The sequence below is a fragment of the Labrys monachus genome (genome assembly GCF_030814655.1).
Classification (GTDB): domain Bacteria; phylum Pseudomonadota; class Alphaproteobacteria; order Rhizobiales; family Labraceae; genus Labrys; species Labrys monacha.
The window spans coordinates 3,855,463-3,870,383 of the sequence record NZ_JAUSVK010000001.1 but is presented as its reverse complement, the minus strand read 5'-3'; the positions used below and the strand labels follow the sequence as shown (position 1 = coordinate 3,870,383).

17 protein-coding genes are annotated in these 14,921 nt (G+C 65.3%); 4 read left to right on the top strand and 13 right to left on the bottom strand.

Features of this window, described 5'->3' with window-relative positions; genetic code table 11:
* Window positions 1-33: 33 nt before the first annotated feature.
* The 9 genes from J3R73_RS17610 to parA all read right to left on the bottom strand — a co-directional run bounded on the left by J3R73_RS17610 (window position 34) and on the right by parA (window position 7,624).
* Window positions 34-468: a CopG family transcriptional regulator gene (locus J3R73_RS17610; protein WP_307429516.1), complete on the bottom strand. Its 435-nt coding sequence runs from the start codon at window positions 466-468 to the stop codon at window positions 34-36.
* Between the two features lie 8 nt (window positions 469-476).
* Entirely contained in the window at window positions 477-2,465 is a 1,989-nt protein-coding gene (locus J3R73_RS17605; RefSeq protein ID WP_307429513.1) for a conjugal transfer protein TraG, read from the bottom strand.
* A 25-nt stretch (window positions 2,466-2,490) separates the two neighbouring features.
* Window positions 2,491-4,230, bottom strand: coding sequence for a relaxase/mobilization nuclease domain-containing protein (locus J3R73_RS17600; RefSeq protein WP_307429511.1), 1,740 nt, complete (start codon window positions 4,228-4,230; stop codon window positions 2,491-2,493).
* Between the two features lie 244 nt (window positions 4,231-4,474).
* Window positions 4,475-5,236, bottom strand: a complete 762-nt coding sequence (locus J3R73_RS17595; protein ID WP_307429508.1) for a lytic transglycosylase domain-containing protein — start codon at window positions 5,234-5,236, stop codon at window positions 4,475-4,477.
* A gap of 3 nt (window positions 5,237-5,239) precedes the next feature.
* A complete protein-coding gene (locus tag J3R73_RS17590) occupies window positions 5,240-5,578 on the bottom strand; it encodes a DUF736 domain-containing protein (protein ID WP_293862238.1) in 339 nt (112 codons plus the stop codon).
* A gap of 45 nt (window positions 5,579-5,623) precedes the next feature.
* Window positions 5,624-6,169, bottom strand: a complete 546-nt coding sequence (locus J3R73_RS17585) for a S26 family signal peptidase (RefSeq protein ID WP_307429505.1) — start codon at window positions 6,167-6,169, stop codon at window positions 5,624-5,626.
* Window positions 6,166-6,684 (bottom strand): DUF2840 domain-containing protein, encoded by a 519-nt coding sequence (locus J3R73_RS17580; protein WP_307429502.1) that lies wholly within the window; start codon window positions 6,682-6,684, stop codon window positions 6,166-6,168. Before J3R73_RS17580 ends, J3R73_RS17585 begins: the two co-directional genes overlap by 4 nt.
* Entirely contained in the window at window positions 6,681-6,935 is a 255-nt protein-coding gene (locus J3R73_RS17575; RefSeq protein ID WP_307429500.1) for a hypothetical protein, read from the bottom strand. Before J3R73_RS17575 ends, J3R73_RS17580 begins: the two co-directional genes overlap by 4 nt.
* Complete coding sequence (gene parA / locus J3R73_RS17570; RefSeq protein ID WP_307429497.1) at window positions 6,932-7,624, bottom strand: ParA family partition ATPase; 693 nt, start codon at window positions 7,622-7,624, stop codon at window positions 6,932-6,934. The genes J3R73_RS17575 and parA overlap by 4 nt, the downstream gene beginning before the upstream one ends.
* 102 nt (window positions 7,625-7,726) lie before the next feature.
* Between parA and J3R73_RS17565 the strand changes: the two genes are divergently transcribed.
* From J3R73_RS17565 to J3R73_RS17550, 4 genes are read left to right on the top strand one after another with little or no spacing between them, the layout of a single operon-like run.
* Complete coding sequence (locus J3R73_RS17565) at window positions 7,727-8,341, top strand: TnsA endonuclease N-terminal domain-containing protein (protein WP_307428900.1); 615 nt, start codon at window positions 7,727-7,729, stop codon at window positions 8,339-8,341.
* Window positions 8,338-10,017: a TnsB C-terminal domain-containing protein gene (locus tag J3R73_RS17560; RefSeq protein WP_307428903.1), complete on the top strand. Its 1,680-nt coding sequence runs from the start codon at window positions 8,338-8,340 to the stop codon at window positions 10,015-10,017. The genes J3R73_RS17565 and J3R73_RS17560 overlap by 4 nt, the downstream gene beginning before the upstream one ends.
* Window positions 10,014-10,913: a TniB family NTP-binding protein gene (locus tag J3R73_RS17555; protein ID WP_307428907.1), complete on the top strand. Its 900-nt coding sequence runs from the start codon at window positions 10,014-10,016 to the stop codon at window positions 10,911-10,913. The genes J3R73_RS17560 and J3R73_RS17555 overlap by 4 nt, the downstream gene beginning before the upstream one ends.
* A complete protein-coding gene (locus J3R73_RS17550) occupies window positions 10,900-12,423 on the top strand; it encodes a TniQ family protein (protein ID WP_307428911.1) in 1,524 nt (507 codons plus the stop codon). The genes J3R73_RS17555 and J3R73_RS17550 overlap by 14 nt, the downstream gene beginning before the upstream one ends.
* Window positions 12,424-12,773: 350 nt before the next feature.
* Here J3R73_RS17550 and J3R73_RS17545 read toward each other — a convergent pair whose 3' ends face one another.
* The 4 genes from J3R73_RS17545 to J3R73_RS31555 all read right to left on the bottom strand — a co-directional run bounded on the left by J3R73_RS17545 (window position 12,774) and on the right by J3R73_RS31555 (window position 14,849).
* Window positions 12,774-13,658: a replication initiator protein A gene (locus tag J3R73_RS17545; protein WP_307429494.1), complete on the bottom strand. Its 885-nt coding sequence runs from the start codon at window positions 13,656-13,658 to the stop codon at window positions 12,774-12,776.
* Between the two features lie 11 nt (window positions 13,659-13,669).
* Window positions 13,670-13,951, bottom strand: a complete 282-nt coding sequence (locus J3R73_RS17540) for a helix-turn-helix transcriptional regulator (protein ID WP_243979105.1) — start codon at window positions 13,949-13,951, stop codon at window positions 13,670-13,672.
* Between the two features lie 138 nt (window positions 13,952-14,089).
* Complete coding sequence (locus tag J3R73_RS17535; protein ID WP_370880096.1) at window positions 14,090-14,548, bottom strand: DUF2285 domain-containing protein; 459 nt, start codon at window positions 14,546-14,548, stop codon at window positions 14,090-14,092.
* A gap of 10 nt (window positions 14,549-14,558) precedes the next feature.
* The gene (locus J3R73_RS31555) at window positions 14,559-14,849 is read right to left on the bottom strand and encodes a transcriptional regulator domain-containing protein (protein ID WP_370879946.1); all 291 of its coding nucleotides are present in this window, start codon (window positions 14,847-14,849) and stop codon (window positions 14,559-14,561) included.
* Window positions 14,850-14,921 lie beyond the last annotated feature (72 nt).

Sequence of the window (14,921 nt, the reverse complement as noted above, 5' to 3'; positions counted from 1 at the left end):
GCGCAGCTTGTTCGGTATGAATTTTTGATAGGGTCATGTTGGTGCGTCGCCGGAGGGAAGATCCTCCGCAATTTCCTGCCTGAGCTTCGGGCCGTGAGCGAGTCGCCGGCCGAGCGCGGTGACGAATGCCTCATAGCGCTCGCCGGCCTTCGCACGCGCCGCGGCCTGCGCGGGCTCCGGTAGCGGTGGGTTCGTCGTCAGCCAGAAGCGGATGAACACGGCCAGCGTTTCGACGGCGATGCCCAGGTCGCGTTCCATCCGCGCCATCCGCCGGTCGAGTTGGTCGAGCCGCTTCGTCGTCGCCGCCTCCTGTCGTTCGGCAGCGTCAGGCGACAGGAAAGAGGCGATGCCGGCTTCCGCGATCAGCGAGAGGGATTGATCGCGGCGGGCAGCGTGCGCTGCGAGCGCCTTCATGACGTCCGGTTCGAGATACACGGACAGCCGCTGCTTTTTGGGAGGCTTTGCCATTGTCCTTCCTAAAGCTCGATACCGTCGCCGGGATCGAGCGACGCCTGGCGTGCGACCTGGCGCATGGTCTGATTCATGCGCGAGAGACGTGCGGCATCCTCATCGGCATCGTCGCGGGGATCGATCTCGAACTCGTTTTCGATGGGCTGCTTCGGCTCGACGGGCTTTGCGCGGCTCAGTTCTGGTTGGTGTCGGCGCTCGGAGTCGGTCGTATCCTCATCCTCAGATCCGCTCCCGCCGCATGTCGCGGTCAACAGGGTCGGCGTCGTTGGCAGAGGCAGCGTGCTCCAGTCGTCCGGTCGGGCGGTTGTCGGCTTCACCAGGTTCGGCGGCGTTACGATGCGTTCCTGAAACCGGCGATCTTCATAATATCGCGCCTTCTTCGCCCGGATCGGCGGTGTACCCGCCACCATGACGATCTCGTCGGATGGCGAAAGCTGCATGATCTCGCCGGGCGTCATCAGTTGCCGGGCGGTCTCCGAGCGCGAGACCATCATGTGGCCGAGCCAGGGCGACAGGCGATGACCGGCATAGTTCTTCATGGCACGCAACTCGGTCGCGGTTCCGAGCGCATCCGAGACACGCTTGGCGGTCCGCTCGTCATTGGTCGCGAAGCTGACGCGCACATGGCAGTTGTCGAGGATCGAGTTGTTTGGCCCATAGGCCTTCTCGATCTGGTTCAGCGACTGGGCGATGAGAAAGGCCTTGAGGCCGTAGCCCGCCATGAAGGCGAGCGCGCTTTCGAAGAAGTCGAGACGACCGAGGGCCGGAAATTCGTCGAGCATCAGGAGAAGGCGATGGCGGTTGCCATTCGCCTTCAGATCCTCCGTGAGCCGCCGGCCGATCTGATTCAGGATCAGCCGGATCAGCGGCTTGGTCCGGTTGATGTCGGATGGCGGCACAACAAGGTAGAGGGTGGTCGGATGCTTGCCGCCGACGATATCGACGATGCGCCAGTCACAGCGGCGTGTGACCTCGGCGACGACAGGATCACGATAGAGGCCGAGGAACGACATCGCGGTGGACAGCACGCCGGACCGCTCGTTGTCGGATTTGTTCAGCAGCTCGCGCGCGGCGCTGGCGATTACCGGATGCGGTCCAGCCTCGCCGAGATGCGCCGTCCTCATCATGGCGGCGAGCGTTGAATCGATCGGCCGCTTCGGGTCGGAGAGAAAGGCGGCGACGCCGGCGAGCGTCTTATCGGCCTCGGCATAGAGGACGTGTAGGATCGCGCCGACCAACAATGCGTGGCTGGTTTTTTCCCAGTGGTTCCGTTTCTCCAGCGAGCCCTCCGGGTCGACCAGGATGTCGGCGATATTCTGGACGTCGCGGACCTCCCATTCGCCGCGGCGGACCTCGAGCAGAGGATTGTAGGCGGCGGACTTCGCGTTGGTCGGATCGAACAGCAGCACGCGGCCATGCCGTGCGCGATAGCCGGCGGTGAGTTGCCAGTTCTCCCCCTTGATGTCGTGGACGATCGCCGAGCCCGGCCAGGTCAGCAGCGATGGCACGACCAGGCCGACGCCCTTGCCGGAACGCGTCGGTGCAAAGCACAGCACATGCTCGGGACCGTCATGGCGGAGATAGTCGCGATCGAACTTCCCGAGGACCACGCCATCCGCGCCCAGCAGGCCGGCGGCGCGCACTTCACCGACATCGGCCCAACGGGCGGAGCCGAAGGTCTCGGCGTTCTTGGCTTCGCGCGCCCGCCAGACGGACATGCCGATTGCGACGGCGATGGAGATGAAGCCGCCTGACGCGGCGATATAGGCTCCCTCGATGAAGATCGGAGGTGCATAGGCGTCGTAGAAGTACCACCACCAGAAGAAGGCGGGCGGATAGTAGATCGGCCAGCCGGCCAGTTCGAACCACGGAAGTCCGAGCTGCGGCTGGAAGCCGAGCCGCCAGGCCGTCCACTGCGTCGCCGCCCAGGTCGTCATCAGCACGATCAGGAAGACAGTGAGGATCTGGCCCCAGAGGATTTTGGTCGCCGACATGGCGGGCACTCCTTTCTTGATTGGGCTACATGCTGAGGCCGCGATTGCGGCCGAAGCTCCAGTCGACGCCACCGGCGCCGCGCGACACGCCGGAGACGTGCTGACCGATCTGACGCTCGATCGACGGCGACCAGGGCACGAGCTGGAAGCCGAGGCCGTCGTCGATCATGGCGAAGCGGCCCGACGCGAGCGCAAAGCGCTGGCGATAGGTGCCCGCCACATATTCGCCCGTTCCGGCCTTCGAGAATTGCCGACCGGACTCGGCCGCAAGCTTCTCGCCCAACGCCTCCACCTCGCGCTGGCGCAGCGTGTCGATCAGCCCGGGCGAGAAGCTGACGCCGCGCGTCTGCCGCTCGGCGAGGCCTTGGCCAACGAGATGCTCGGCACGCCTGTCCATCGCGTGGCGAACCTCGGCGCCGAAGCCGCCGCCGCCGAGCGCGACCGGATCGCGGGCGATCGCTTGGCGATCAAGCCAGGTCGCGCCGGTCGCGTTGACTTGGGCGGAGATGTCGAAATCGGAACGGACCGCGAGCGCGACACGTCTGCGCCCCTGCGCGTCGTCGAATTTCCGCAGCTCGACGATCGAGCCCGGCGCGCTGTCACCGGCCGCGTCGAGGTCGGGCAGCTTGATGTGATGGGTTCGTCCGTCCGTGCCGTCGACCACGGCGTAGGCCGTGCCCTTCAGCTCGTCGTCTAGACCGCGATCGACCAGCCGGCCGACGACGGGCTCGTTGATGCTCTCGCCAGCGAGCACATAGCTGGCGGCGCCGCGCTCGATACCGCGTTCCGTCAGGCCGCGATGAATGCGTTTGATGATGTCGCCACGCTCGCCAAGCTCGCGCAGCGTCGCCTCGGCATTCTCCGATACGACCCATTGGCCGGGGCCGACCTGATCCGCGAGGCCGAGCGTCTCCAGCTTACGCAGGCGGCCGACCTTCATCGCATGAAATTCGTCTGGCTGGCGGTCGGGGTGCGGGGCGAGATCGACGACGCCGGTGCGATAGCTGTCGCGGGCAAGCTGGCGATCGAGATTGGTCCAGCGTTCCGCCTCGATCTGGCGTTCGAGGGTTCGGTGGATCTCGTGATCCGTGCGCGGCCCCAGCTCCAGGGTGACGAGATCCTGCGCTCGGGCGCGCATGCCTTCCTTGATGTAGTCGCGCGAGATGACGAGGTCCTGGCCGTCATCGGTGCGCCCGCGCAGGATGATATGGACATGGGGATTGTCGGTATTCCAGTGATCGACGCCGACCCAGTCGAGCTTGGTGCCGAGGTCCTTTTCCATCTGCCCCATTAGATCGCGGGCGAAGGTTTTCAGGTCGGACATCTCCGTCGCGTCCTCGGGCGAGACGATGAAGCGGAAATGATGCCGGTCGTCCTGAGTGCGCTCGGCGAAGGCCTTGGGATCCGCGTCCTCGGTCTCCGGACCGAACAGCCGCGCCTTCTCGCCATCCCGGGTGACGCCCTCACGGCGCAGATAGCTGAGGTGGGCGGAAAGCGGCGCGGCCCGCGCGGTATGTCGGACAACGCGGGTCTTAATCACCGTGTTGCGCGATCGGCTGGTGAGCAGCCGATTGGCCTGGACGGTCGCGCGCTGGCCGCGGCCGAAACGCGAGCGATTGCCTGCGCTGATCTGGCCGGAACGCGAGACGCGTCCGCCGGCCCGCTGGGCGGCGGCGAGCGCCTGAGCGATGAAGGGCCGCGCCTGCTGCGCCCGGGTCGAGCGGATGCGGCCTGGCCGGATGCGGAAATCGTCCTCGCCGCTCATGGCCGCGGCCCCGCACATCGCGCGAAGCTGTCGAAATCCTTGCAGAAATCGCGATAGCGCAGGCTGCGCCGATCAGGCGCACCTCGCGAAGACGCGCCATAAGTCACTGAAAACACACGACCGCACCAAGCCGCACCTCGCGCGCTTTTATCTCGCCATCGTGCGGTTGTGTTGCCTGCTCCTCCTCCTCGGACCGCCATCCGTCCGCCAGAGCACGCCATTGCCCGATCAGGTGCGAACGCGGTCATCGCGGGACAACGGAGGCATTGCGAGCGACGAACAGCCCATCGGTGCGTGGCGCAATCGCGCTTTGATCGCGCGCTGGGGCTGGTGTTATCGCGTCATCCGGCTCGCTTTCACGACGCACCGGAACGACACTCCCGCTGCCAGATGACTGCACGACGAAGAGCGGCGCACGGGTCCAGGCGAGCGGATCGCCGGTCGCCACCATGACAGGGACGATGTTCTCACCGCCGCCGAGAACGGGCGCGAGCATGGCGACATAGGCGCGCGTTTCGGCGGGCAATGGACGGCCGGCGAGATACTCTTCGTAGCGCCCGGGACCAGCATTGTAGGCGGCGAGGAAGCCCGGCGAATCGTAGCGGTCGTGCATCTCGCGCAGATACGCCGCGCCCGCCAGAATGTTGTCGCGTGGATCGTATGGGTTCGGGCCGAGGCCGTGACGGGCGCGAAGGCTGGCCCAGGTATCGGGCATGATCTGCATCAGGCCCATCGCACCCTTCGGCGAGACGGCGCGCACATCACCGCGGCTTTCGACGCGCATGACCGCCCGAATCCACGCTTCGGGAATGCCGAACCGCTGCGCCGCTTCGGTTACGAAGGCGGCATAGGGATCGACGCGTGACGAGCGTTCGGCGGGGGTCTCTTGCGCGTTCGCCGAGTGGCACAGCGGCACGACGAACAGCAGGCCGGAAAGGAGGAGGAAGGCTGAGCGTCGGAGGGGGATGCTCCCTCCGGCGACAGACGCGTGACAGACGAGAGACATCGCTCAGTCCCGCTCGCCGCGCTTCGGCGGGCGATTCCAGCTCAGTCCCCAGGCGGACTTGTCGTCTGCCGACTGGAAGAGATTGGCGCGGATCGGATGACCAAAGGTCGGATCGTCGATCTGCAGCGAAACGTAGTCGCCGGCCTTCTCGCCGGTGCGCTTCCATCCCGCGCCGATCTCCGGGCCGTCGTCGTCGGGGCCGAGATGGATGCGGAAGTCGGGCGCATTTTCGGCATCGGAACTCTCTGCCGGCACGAGCACCAATTCGGCATCGATGGTGAGCGTGCGGACGCGACCCGCATAGCCGCTCTTGGTGCGGGTGAATTGACCGATCAGGGACATGGGTTTCTCCTTTGCTATGCGGTGGACAAGGTCATGGGCGCGCGGTCACCGCGTCGGCGCGCGCCAGACGAAGCGGCCGTCGCCGTCCTCGTCGGTGTAGAGAGGGGTGGCCCGGCCGATGACCGAGCTGATGGGGAGCGGGCCGAAATAACGGCCGTCGAGGCTGTCGCGGACCCGCCAGTTCATCAGGAAGAGTTCGCCGTCCGCGACGACGCGGCAGCCCTGCCAGGTGGGCAACGGTCGCCCGCGACGGTCGTGGTCGAGAGCATCCCCCATGGCGATGCCGTCGACGGTGATCGCGGTTCCGTTCCGGCAAATGCGCTGTCCGGGAAGCGCGGCAACGTGCTTCATGAGGGGCACGCCGCGTGGCAGATATCCGCCGTCCGAGAGGAAGGTCGCGAGGGGCTCTGGCGCGCGGACCGCGACTAGATCGGTGACACCGAGCCGTCCAGGCGCATTGATTGCGTACAGACCGATCGGCGTGCTGGCGGAGGCATTCCAGATCAGCTTCGGCGCAAAGGACACGATCGAGAGGATGCCCATCAGCATCACCGCCAAGTACGTCGTCATGACGTATCCAAAGCGGCTCATGGCATGATCCTCCGGCGCAGGAGGAAGGCGCGATGCTGCAGCGCGTCGTAGGCGCGCGGTGCTTCACCGACCGCCAGACGGTTGTGAACGTGTCGCCAGTGATCGGGCGAAACGTCCATCGCATCGATGCCACGCGCCTCGATGGCATCGATGAACTGGAGCACGCGCTCGACCTTCGGCCAGCCATCGGCGCGCAACAGGATGTCGCCGCCGGGCCGCACAAATGGCAGGGTCTGGCGGCGTTCGCCGGCACCGACGGCGCGCACAATGTCGAGCCGCGAAAGTGCGGTGCCGTAGTCATTAGAGGTCCAGCGAACGAAGGCGAACACGCTGTCCGGCGCGAACGACACCACGCGCCGTCGGCGGTCGAGAATCTGTTCGGCGGCCTCGCGACCGAACCTGATCCAGAATTCGACCTTCTTCTCGATCCATGTCAGCTCGACATGGGTCAGGGCATCGGCCGCGAGCGCGCGCGGCAAGCCGCTGCGCAGCGGCGTGTCAGCGACACCGATCATCGTGGCTCTCCTTCATCGGTGGGGAATTCGCGCTCAAATAGGGCGCGCAGCATGTCGGCGACCGTCTGTCCGCGCTGGAAGGCAGCGATCTTGATCCGCCCGCGCATGTCGGCGGTGACGTCGATCGTCAGCCTGGCGGTGAATTCGGCGGCGAGGTCCGCGCGCGGCGATGGACGGTCCGGCGCCTTGATCCAGCTTTCCGGATCGGCCGGCCGGGACGCGAAGCGGCGTTTCGAGGATTGCTCGCTCATGCCCCGATCCCCGTGACTTCGGCGGCGAGCGCGGCGATCTCCCGCGCGGCGGGCGATGAGTCGTCCTGCTCGGCCGCGAGCCGCCCGGTCTGTACGACATCGGCGAAGGCGATGCGCTGACCGATCGTGGTCAGGAGCGGCGGGGGATCGTGATCGGCGAGCGTCTCGGCGGTCTCTCTGGCGAGCACCGTGCGCGCCGCACAACGGTTCAGCACGAATCGCGCCTTGAGATCTGGCCGGTAAATCCGCGCCTCGCCGAGCAGCGTCAGCATCTCGGCAGACGCCCAGCCGTCGAGCGGCGACGGCTGTACCGGGATCAGCACAAGATCGGCTGCCAGCAGCGCCGAGCGCATCAGAGCGGCGACGCGCGGCGGTCCGTCGATGACGACATGATCGACGCCGCGCGCCAGCTCCGGCGCTTCGCGGTGGAGCGTGTCGCGTGCCAGGCCGACAACACCGAACAGCCGCTCCAGCCCCTCCCGGCTGCGCTGCTGTGACCAGTCTAGGGCCGAGCCTTGTGGGTCGGCGTCGATCAGCGTGACGCGCTGCCCATGCCGAGCCCATTCGCCGGCGAGATGGAGGGCGAGCGTCGTCTTGCCGACGCCACCCTTCTGGTTGAGGATGTCGTTTTTCCTTGAATCCGAATCTGATCGGTAAGGAATGCTGAGTCTTTCTGGACTCTTGGCCATTGGCTGATTTCCCTTGAATCATAGATTTTGTCCCTAAATCGTGGACTGACCGCTACATCTGGGTGTACGTTCGTGTGACACTCAGATGAGTCGGAGGGAGCGATGAGACGCATCCCGCTCAGTCGCCGTTCGCATGTCACAGGGTTCGGAAGTTTCGAGACCGGCCTCGTCGAACACGAGAGCGCGCTCGAACGAGACTTCGCGTTGCTTGCGGCCTTCGATGATCCCGGTGCGGTTATCGTGGCACAGCCGACGACGATCCGGTTTGAGACTCCGGTGGGAGCGCGTCGGTACACGCCGGACTTCGGCGTGACCTGGAGCGACGGGCGATACGAACTCGTCGAGATCAAATATCGGGCTGATCTGCGCGCGAACTGGTCCGCGTTGCGACCGGGATTTGTTGCTGCCCGAACCACTGTGCATAAGGATGGCGGCAGCTTCCGGATCGTCACTGAATCGGCAATCCGCGTTCCCCGGCTGGACAATGCGCGCAGGCTGCTGCCGCTGCGCACGGCGCCACTGGATGCGGAGTTGGCGGAGGCTGCCAAGACCGTTGTCAGGCGAATGGGTGCCGCCACGCTGCGCGAGACGGTGACGGCGATGCCGTGCGACCGCGTGATGGCGCTGGGCGTTGTTTGGCGGCTGATGGCGCGCGGCGATCTTGTCTTCGATCCGCAACTCGCTGTCGGGTTCGACACCCGGTTGAGGGTGTCATGACCCAGCCGTCGTCCGCGCCCGATCTGTCCGGAATTGGCCTGGAAGAGTGGGAGAAAGCGCGGCGACGGCTCGAAGTTCTCAAGCCGCTTGCAGAAACCGAGCGCCGATCGCGCGGCATGGCACAGGCGGCTGCGGACGAACTGGGTATCAGCCTGACGCTCGTCTATCGACTGCTGGCGCGTTACGAGGCCGATCCACGGCTGACCAGCCTGTTGCCCGAGCGGCGCGGACGACGTGAGGGCCAACTTGTCCTCTCCGCCGAGGTCGAGGAGATCGTTGCAGCGGTCATCGATCAACTGTTCCTGACGCGCCAGAAACAGCGCATCAGCGATGTCGTCCTGGAAGTGCGCAAGCGCTGCCGGATGCTCGGTTTTACGCCACCGAGCCGTAAGGCGATCGATCTGAGACTGCGCATGCGACCGGCTGCGGACGTGCATCGCAAACGCCATGGCCGCAAGGCCGCGCGGGATCGTTACGCGCCGGCGGTCGGTTCGCTCGAGGCACCATGGCCGCTGTCGCTGGTGCAGATCGATCACACGCTGGTCGACGTAATCGTTGTCGACAGCCGCACGCGCGAGCCGATCCAGCGGCCGTGGCTGACGCTGGCGATCGATGTGCATTCCCGCTGCGTCGCGGGCTTCCATCTCTCGCTCGACCCGCCCTCGGCGGTCAGCGTCGCCTTGTGCATCACCCATGCCGCCTTGCCGAAGGATGCATGGATGCGGGTGCGCGACGTCGAGGGCGACTGGCCGGTCAGCGGTATTCCCGAGCGTCTGCACCTCGACAATGCCAAGGAGTTCCGTTCGATCGCGCTGAAGCAGGGATGCCATGAACATGGCATCGACATCGACTACCGGCCGGTGCGCACCCCGCACTATGGCGGCCATATCGAGCGGCTGATCGGCACGATGATGGGCAAGGTCCATCTTCTGCCAGGCACGACCTTCTCCGACGTGCGGGTGAAGGGTGATCTCGATCCGTCGAAGAGCGCGGCGATGACGCTCGACGAAGTGGAGCGATGGCTCGCTCATGCCATCACCGGCGTCTATCATTGCGACCTGCATCGCGGCATTGGCGCGACGCCGCTCGTGGCCTGGCAGCGTGGGTTGGAAGGGAACGAGGAACGGCCTGGGCGCGGCAACACGCGACAGGTCTTCGATGCCCGCAAGTTCCTGATCGACTTTCTGCCGATGGAACGGCGGCTGATACGTCGCCAGGGCGTATTCCTGCATTCGATCGCCTATTGGTCGGACGTGCTGCGCACGCTGATCGGCGAGCGGGAGAAGATGGTCGTGCGCTACGATCCGCGCGATCTCAGCCGGATTTACCTCTGGGCACCCGACGGGCGCTATTACGACCTGAACTACGCCGATCTCAGGCGACCGCCGGTCAGCCTGTGGGAGCATCGTCTTGCCCTGAAACGTCTGCGTGAGGACGGCCGCGCCCAGGTGGACGAGGACGCTATCTTCGCGGCGATCGACCGGATGCGCAGTATTGCCGAACGGGCGGTCATTGAAACCAAAACCATACGGCGGCAGCGTGAGCGCCGGCTGCAAGCCGCCAAGGCCAACGCTGTGAAACCAGCGGTGGCAAAACCTGACAGACCCGATCCCCGGGCGTTCGAACCGCTGCCCGAGAACGAGCGGCTGTTCACCAACGTGGAGGAATGGCTGTGACGGAGAAGACCTATTCCCATCTGCTGCCCGCGATGCAGGCGCTGGCCGATGCGCCTGACGAGGCGCGCATACGGCGTATCCGGACGGATCGTTGGCTCGGTTACGCACGGGCGGAAGCCGCCTTGTCGGCACTTGAGGATCTGCTGTCCTTCCCGAAGCGGACGCGAATGCCGAACCTGCTGCTGGTCGGGCCGAGCAACAACGGCAAGACGATGATCGTCGAGAAGTTCCGGCGCAGCCACCTGCCGGGATCGGAGGAAAGCGCCCGCGACGGCGCAATCCGGGTGCCGGTGCTGAAAGTGCAGATGCCGCCGGCTCCGGATGAGCGGCGCTTCTTCTCGGCGATCCTCGAAGCGCTCGGCGCGCCGGACCGGTTGAACGACAGGCTGTCGACCAAGCAGGATACGGCGGTGCGCATGCTGCGGGCGACAGGCGTACGGATGCTCGTCATCGATGAGGTCCACAACATGCTGTGCGGGTCGCGCGACCAGCAGCGGCGGTTCCTGAACCTGTTGCGCTGGCTCGGCAACGAGCTGCAAATCCCGCTGGTCGCGGTCGGCACGGCCGAAGGATTGCGGGCGATCCAGAGTGACGACCAGCTTGCCAACCGCTTCACGCCGTTCGGCCTGCCCCCTTGGGAAGGTGGGGCCGAGTTCACACGCCTGCTCAACACGCTCGAAGCTTCGATGCCGTTGAAGGAAGCCTCGAACCTGTCGGCACCACCGATGGCGCAGCGGTTACTCTCGATCTCCGAGGGCATCCTTGGTGAAGTCGTGTCTATCGTGACGCGCGCGGCGGTGGCCGCCGTCGTCACGGGCAAGGAATGCATCCTGCCCGACATGCTGGATGAGTTGGGGTTCATAGCGCCCTCCGAGCGTCGTCATGCCGTGGTCTGAGAAGGATTTGTTCGAGGTCGAGTTGTTCGACCCGCCCGCCGGGGAGCTGGCCATCGTGCAGCGACCGAAGCTGCCGGGCGTGACCGTGCCGCTGCGGGATGAAGCACTGGCATCGTGGCTGCTGCGTTATGCCGAGCCCTTCGGGGTCTCGCCCGAGGATCTGCTCCTGCGCCGTGCCGACATCGAACTGGCCGGTCGCGGCGACTGGTGGCGTAGGCCTCCTCCGGCGCTGCTGGAGCATCTGGCGCAAGCAACCGGCGTCGATGCGATGGTGCTGACCGAACTGACGTTGTGGCCGGGAGACGAAGAGACGGACGATCCACGCGACCGCTTCGCAGGGCTGCGCTTCCGGGCACAGGGGGCGACGAGCCGCCGTAAACGGCGCATTGCCGTATGTCCGCATTGCTTGATGGATGATCCGGTGCCCTATGTCCGCCGAGACTGGGCCACCGGATGGACCATGATCTGCCCCGACCATTCCGAAGTGCTGGTCGGGGCTTGTCCGGAATGCGGACACAGGCTGAAGCTGCCAGCTTTGTCCTCGCAGGACTATTTTGCGCCCGACCGTTGCACGCACTGTGGCTTCCGTCTCACCGCAATGGCGGCGCGCGAGGCCCATCCGGCCGCCGTCGCCCTGCATCGGCAACTCCGCGCCGCGCATGACAGCGGCACCTTCGTCATGCCGGATAGAGAACGGCTTGCGTGGCCCGAAGCCATCGCATTGTTCGACGTGCTGCTGGGCGCGATCTGGATCGAGACCCGACCCGTTACGCGTCGTCGGCTGTTCGAACGGATCGAACGGGACTTCGGCCCCGGCACGCTCGGCCCGGAGCCAGCCGGTAGCTACGAAGGCTTGCTGATCCTTGCGTGGATACTGGACGGCTGGCCCGACCGGGTGAGAACGACCATCGCCATCGTGCAGGGACCGCGACCACGCCGGCAGCTTGATCGCTGGCAGCATCTCGATGGTGCGACCCGACAGGTGTTGCTCGATCTCCTGCTGGCGATCTGGCCGGACCAGAAGCATCCCGATGACCGGGCATGGTGGCGCGACTGGATCGAGAACCTGCCCGAGAGCGGAGATGAATTGCGCGCCCGCGCTGCGATCGACCGCTTTCCGCATCGTCGGGCCCGCCTGATGGCGCTCGCCGATGTGCGTGACGGGATGCCCGTCGAACTGGCGGCCGAGGCTGCCGGAATCATTCCACGCACCCTCTACATCTGGCTGAAGCGGGGCGCGAAAGCCGGTCTTGAGTCCGCGCTCGATCGTCAGCGCGGTGCCCTCAACCAGGCTCAGGCCGTCGAGATCGCACAATGGATCGCCGAGGCACCGACCAACCAGCCGCACTGGCGCTCGAACCGCGTCAGGAACGAGATCTTCCGTCGCTTCGGGCTGGAAGTCAGCCTGGAGGTCGCGTCCCGCTTGCTGCGCAAGCATGGTCCCTGGGTCCGGCGTCGCGTCAGCGCCCCTCGTCGATGGAGCCGCGACGATGCGCGATTCCACGATTAAAGGGAAATCTCGCCCAGCGATGAGGGCAAAGTTCCGTTCAACGATTAAAGGGACACCAGTCCACGATTTAAGGAGCCGTTTAATCATTTATCGGCCCCCGTCCACGTTTTTGGGGAAACCGACAGAGGAACGCGACGATCATGACGGTCTCCCGGCGATCGGGGACTCGTCCACAGCGGTCGAAAAGCGGGCTTCCGTTAGAAAGATTCCGTAGGAATCTAGGTTAGATAAGTTACGGGGCTCGCAAGCTGCTGATTCAGCGCGATGAATCGACGATTCCGGTCCCCGATAGCACGAGAGTCCGGTCCCCGATGGCACGATAGTGCCGGTCCCTGATAGCACGAGATGATTCACAGCTTATCCCCAGGGCGAGTTGTCGAGCGGCGGCGTCGGCGCGGAACGCCGAGCGCGTCGGGATCGGTTGGTACGAAGGACAGGATTTCGGGACCGCCGACGCATTGCTCGATGGTCAGGCGGTAGCCGGGCAGCGGCTGGCGGCGCACGATGTCGCGCAGGTCGTAGGCGAAATGCTTCAGCGGCGAGAGGCTGCCGGACTTTGCGTGGAGATGCGGAAAGTCGAAGCTCCAGCCGAACTCCTGCTTGCCGCCGTGCTTGCGCACGAGGCGGTACAGCCAGCGCTCCAGTCCGCCCGTGAGCCCGAAGTAGTTGCGATCGATGGTGAGGACCAAGGCATCGTCGAGGACCGCGCCGTAGAACCAGTCGGGGACGATCAGTTCGAGCCCGAGTGGCCGGCCGCGGTGATCGGCACGCTCCTTCCACTCGTTGATCCAGGAGAAGCGGTGCATCCGCCGCTCGGTCGGCTGGCGGATTGATGTCGCGATCGTGGTGGATTGAAGTCGGTCGAGCGCGGCCTTCAGCCGGTCGTAGTCGCGCAGCGACACGCCGCGTCCGATGAAGTTCAGGATCTCATAGGGCGTGGTCGCCATCAGCCGTGACGGGCGCAGGCCGACGTCACGGGCTTCGACAATTTGCGAGGCCGCCCAGATCAGAACATCCGCGTCCCAGATCGTCGCCATGCCGTGTTCGGGCACGGCTTCGACACGGATTTTCACCGAGCCTGCCTTGAAATCGATCGGCGCCAGGCGCTTCGACTTGGCAAGCGAGAAGAACGGATAGGCCATGAGGTCCTGCGCATCGCGCGGCGCGAGATCGCCGGGCAGTGCCCGGAACAGATCGAGCTGCGCACGCTCGTCGTGTGTGTGACGTGACGACATGGCAGGTCGTCTCAGCGCGGCTGGCGGCCGGCGAAGCGGCGATCCGAGGGCTCCTGCCTCTTGGCGGGGAGCACGGTGCCGCGCGGATCGGAAGTCGAGCTGACGAGGCCGCGATCGGCCCAGGTCTGGAGATCGTCGATGGCGTAGACGACTCGGCCGCCGAGCTTCCGGTAGGCCGGGCCGGTGCCGTAGGTGCGGTGCTTCTCAAGCGTGCGCTCGGACAGTCCGAGGAAGCGAGCGGCTTCCTGCGTGCGCAGGTAGCGTGGCGGGATGCCGGCGGTAGTTTCGGCCATTGTCGAGCCTCCGTGGTCTCATCGGGGGCCGCTGCCGTCAGGCGGCGGTTCGAGAGCACGGTGGCGTGAAGGCGGTGGGTCGGACGATGTCGAAGATAGGAATCTAATTTCGACACGCCTCAGGCGATCGATGGCGAGCTATGAACGGCGGGGTCGGCGCAGGAGGGAGCGGTAGCCGCCGCCGACAAGTTTTAAGCCGTCGCGCGCTAGGCGGATGGTGATTTCGCGGAGCGCGTCACCGGCCCAGGAGGCGGAGTCGATTTTATGGCCAGGGAACAGAGCCTCCCCGATCGATCGATACGTTGCTCCGGCACGACGTCCGTCGACCGCGCGCAGCATCTGTCGCGCGCGCTCGCGGCGCTGCGGCGTCATTCGGGGGTCGTTCGGGACGCGCTTGCCCTTGATGGCGCTCCAGAACCGGGTCAGCGCGCGCTGTCGATCCGGTGTGAGGTCATCGAACATGACGAACGCCGCAAGCGGGTTCTCGTCGTCGGGGTCGAAGAGCGTAACATCATACTGCTCGCCGAGAATGTCGAGCCTCAGAAGCGCAGCGTCGTGTTGGAATATGGCGCGGAGCCGGAGCTCCTCGGCTGTGATGGAGAAGCCTTCAGGACGCGGACCTGCGGCGAATAATATTGCTGCGGGATCGATTTGAGGGGTCCAGAAAATCGGCTGGGTGTGAGCTGCGATGAGCGGGTCTGCGCCGAAATCGCAACCCCCATAGGTTCGCAAATTCTTCCGCCGTTTCGAGTGAAAGCCGGCCGCTGAACACAAGATCCTGATAGGCTTTCCGGTAGTCAGGATTTCGGCGCAGGAATTCCCAAGCAAGGTCACCCGGATTTAGATTGTCGATATAGTCATAGGCGGTCTCCGACCGCCAACTTTCATCTTCGGACATCCTCCAACGCCTCCGCGCAATTGTGACGCAACGCGAGTCAAGCAGCGGTCACATTCCCAAGTTGGGTATTGC

Bases quoted from the DNA above. Each gene is read 5' to 3' on its own strand.
- J3R73_RS17565 (WP_307428900.1), top strand. From the start codon at position 7,727: ATGAGACGCATCCCGCTCAGTCGCCGTTCGCATGTCACAGGGTTCGGA.
- J3R73_RS17585 (WP_307429505.1), bottom strand. From the start codon at position 6,169: ATGAGCCGCTTTGGATACGTCATGACGACGTACTTGGCGGTGATGCTG.
- J3R73_RS17595 (WP_307429508.1), bottom strand. From the start codon at position 5,236: ATGTCTCTCGTCTGTCACGCGTCTGTCGCCGGAGGGAGCATCCCCCTC.
- parA (WP_307429497.1), bottom strand. From the start codon at position 7,624: ATGGCCAAGAGTCCAGAAAGACTCAGCATTCCTTACCGATCAGATTCG.
- J3R73_RS17560 (WP_307428903.1), top strand. From the start codon at position 8,338: ATGACCCAGCCGTCGTCCGCGCCCGATCTGTCCGGAATTGGCCTGGAA.
- J3R73_RS31555 (WP_370879946.1), bottom strand. From the start codon at position 14,849: ATGTCCGAAGATGAAAGTTGGCGGTCGGAGACCGCCTATGACTATATC.
- J3R73_RS17545 (WP_307429494.1), bottom strand. From the start codon at position 13,658: ATGTCGTCACGTCACACACACGACGAGCGTGCGCAGCTCGATCTGTTC.
- J3R73_RS17605 (WP_307429513.1), bottom strand. From the start codon at position 2,465: ATGTCGGCGACCAAAATCCTCTGGGGCCAGATCCTCACTGTCTTCCTG.
- J3R73_RS17590 (WP_293862238.1), bottom strand. From the start codon at position 5,578: ATGTCCCTGATCGGTCAATTCACCCGCACCAAGAGCGGCTATGCGGGT.
- J3R73_RS17540 (WP_243979105.1), bottom strand. From the start codon at position 13,951: ATGGCCGAAACTACCGCCGGCATCCCGCCACGCTACCTGCGCACGCAG.
- J3R73_RS17580 (WP_307429502.1), bottom strand. From the start codon at position 6,684: ATGATCGGTGTCGCTGACACGCCGCTGCGCAGCGGCTTGCCGCGCGCG.
- J3R73_RS17610 (WP_307429516.1), bottom strand. From the start codon at position 468: ATGGCAAAGCCTCCCAAAAAGCAGCGGCTGTCCGTGTATCTCGAACCG.
- J3R73_RS17575 (WP_307429500.1), bottom strand. From the start codon at position 6,935: ATGAGCGAGCAATCCTCGAAACGCCGCTTCGCGTCCCGGCCGGCCGAT.
- J3R73_RS17550 (WP_307428911.1), top strand. From the start codon at position 10,900: ATGCCGTGGTCTGAGAAGGATTTGTTCGAGGTCGAGTTGTTCGACCCG.
- J3R73_RS17600 (WP_307429511.1), bottom strand. From the start codon at position 4,230: ATGAGCGGCGAGGACGATTTCCGCATCCGGCCAGGCCGCATCCGCTCG.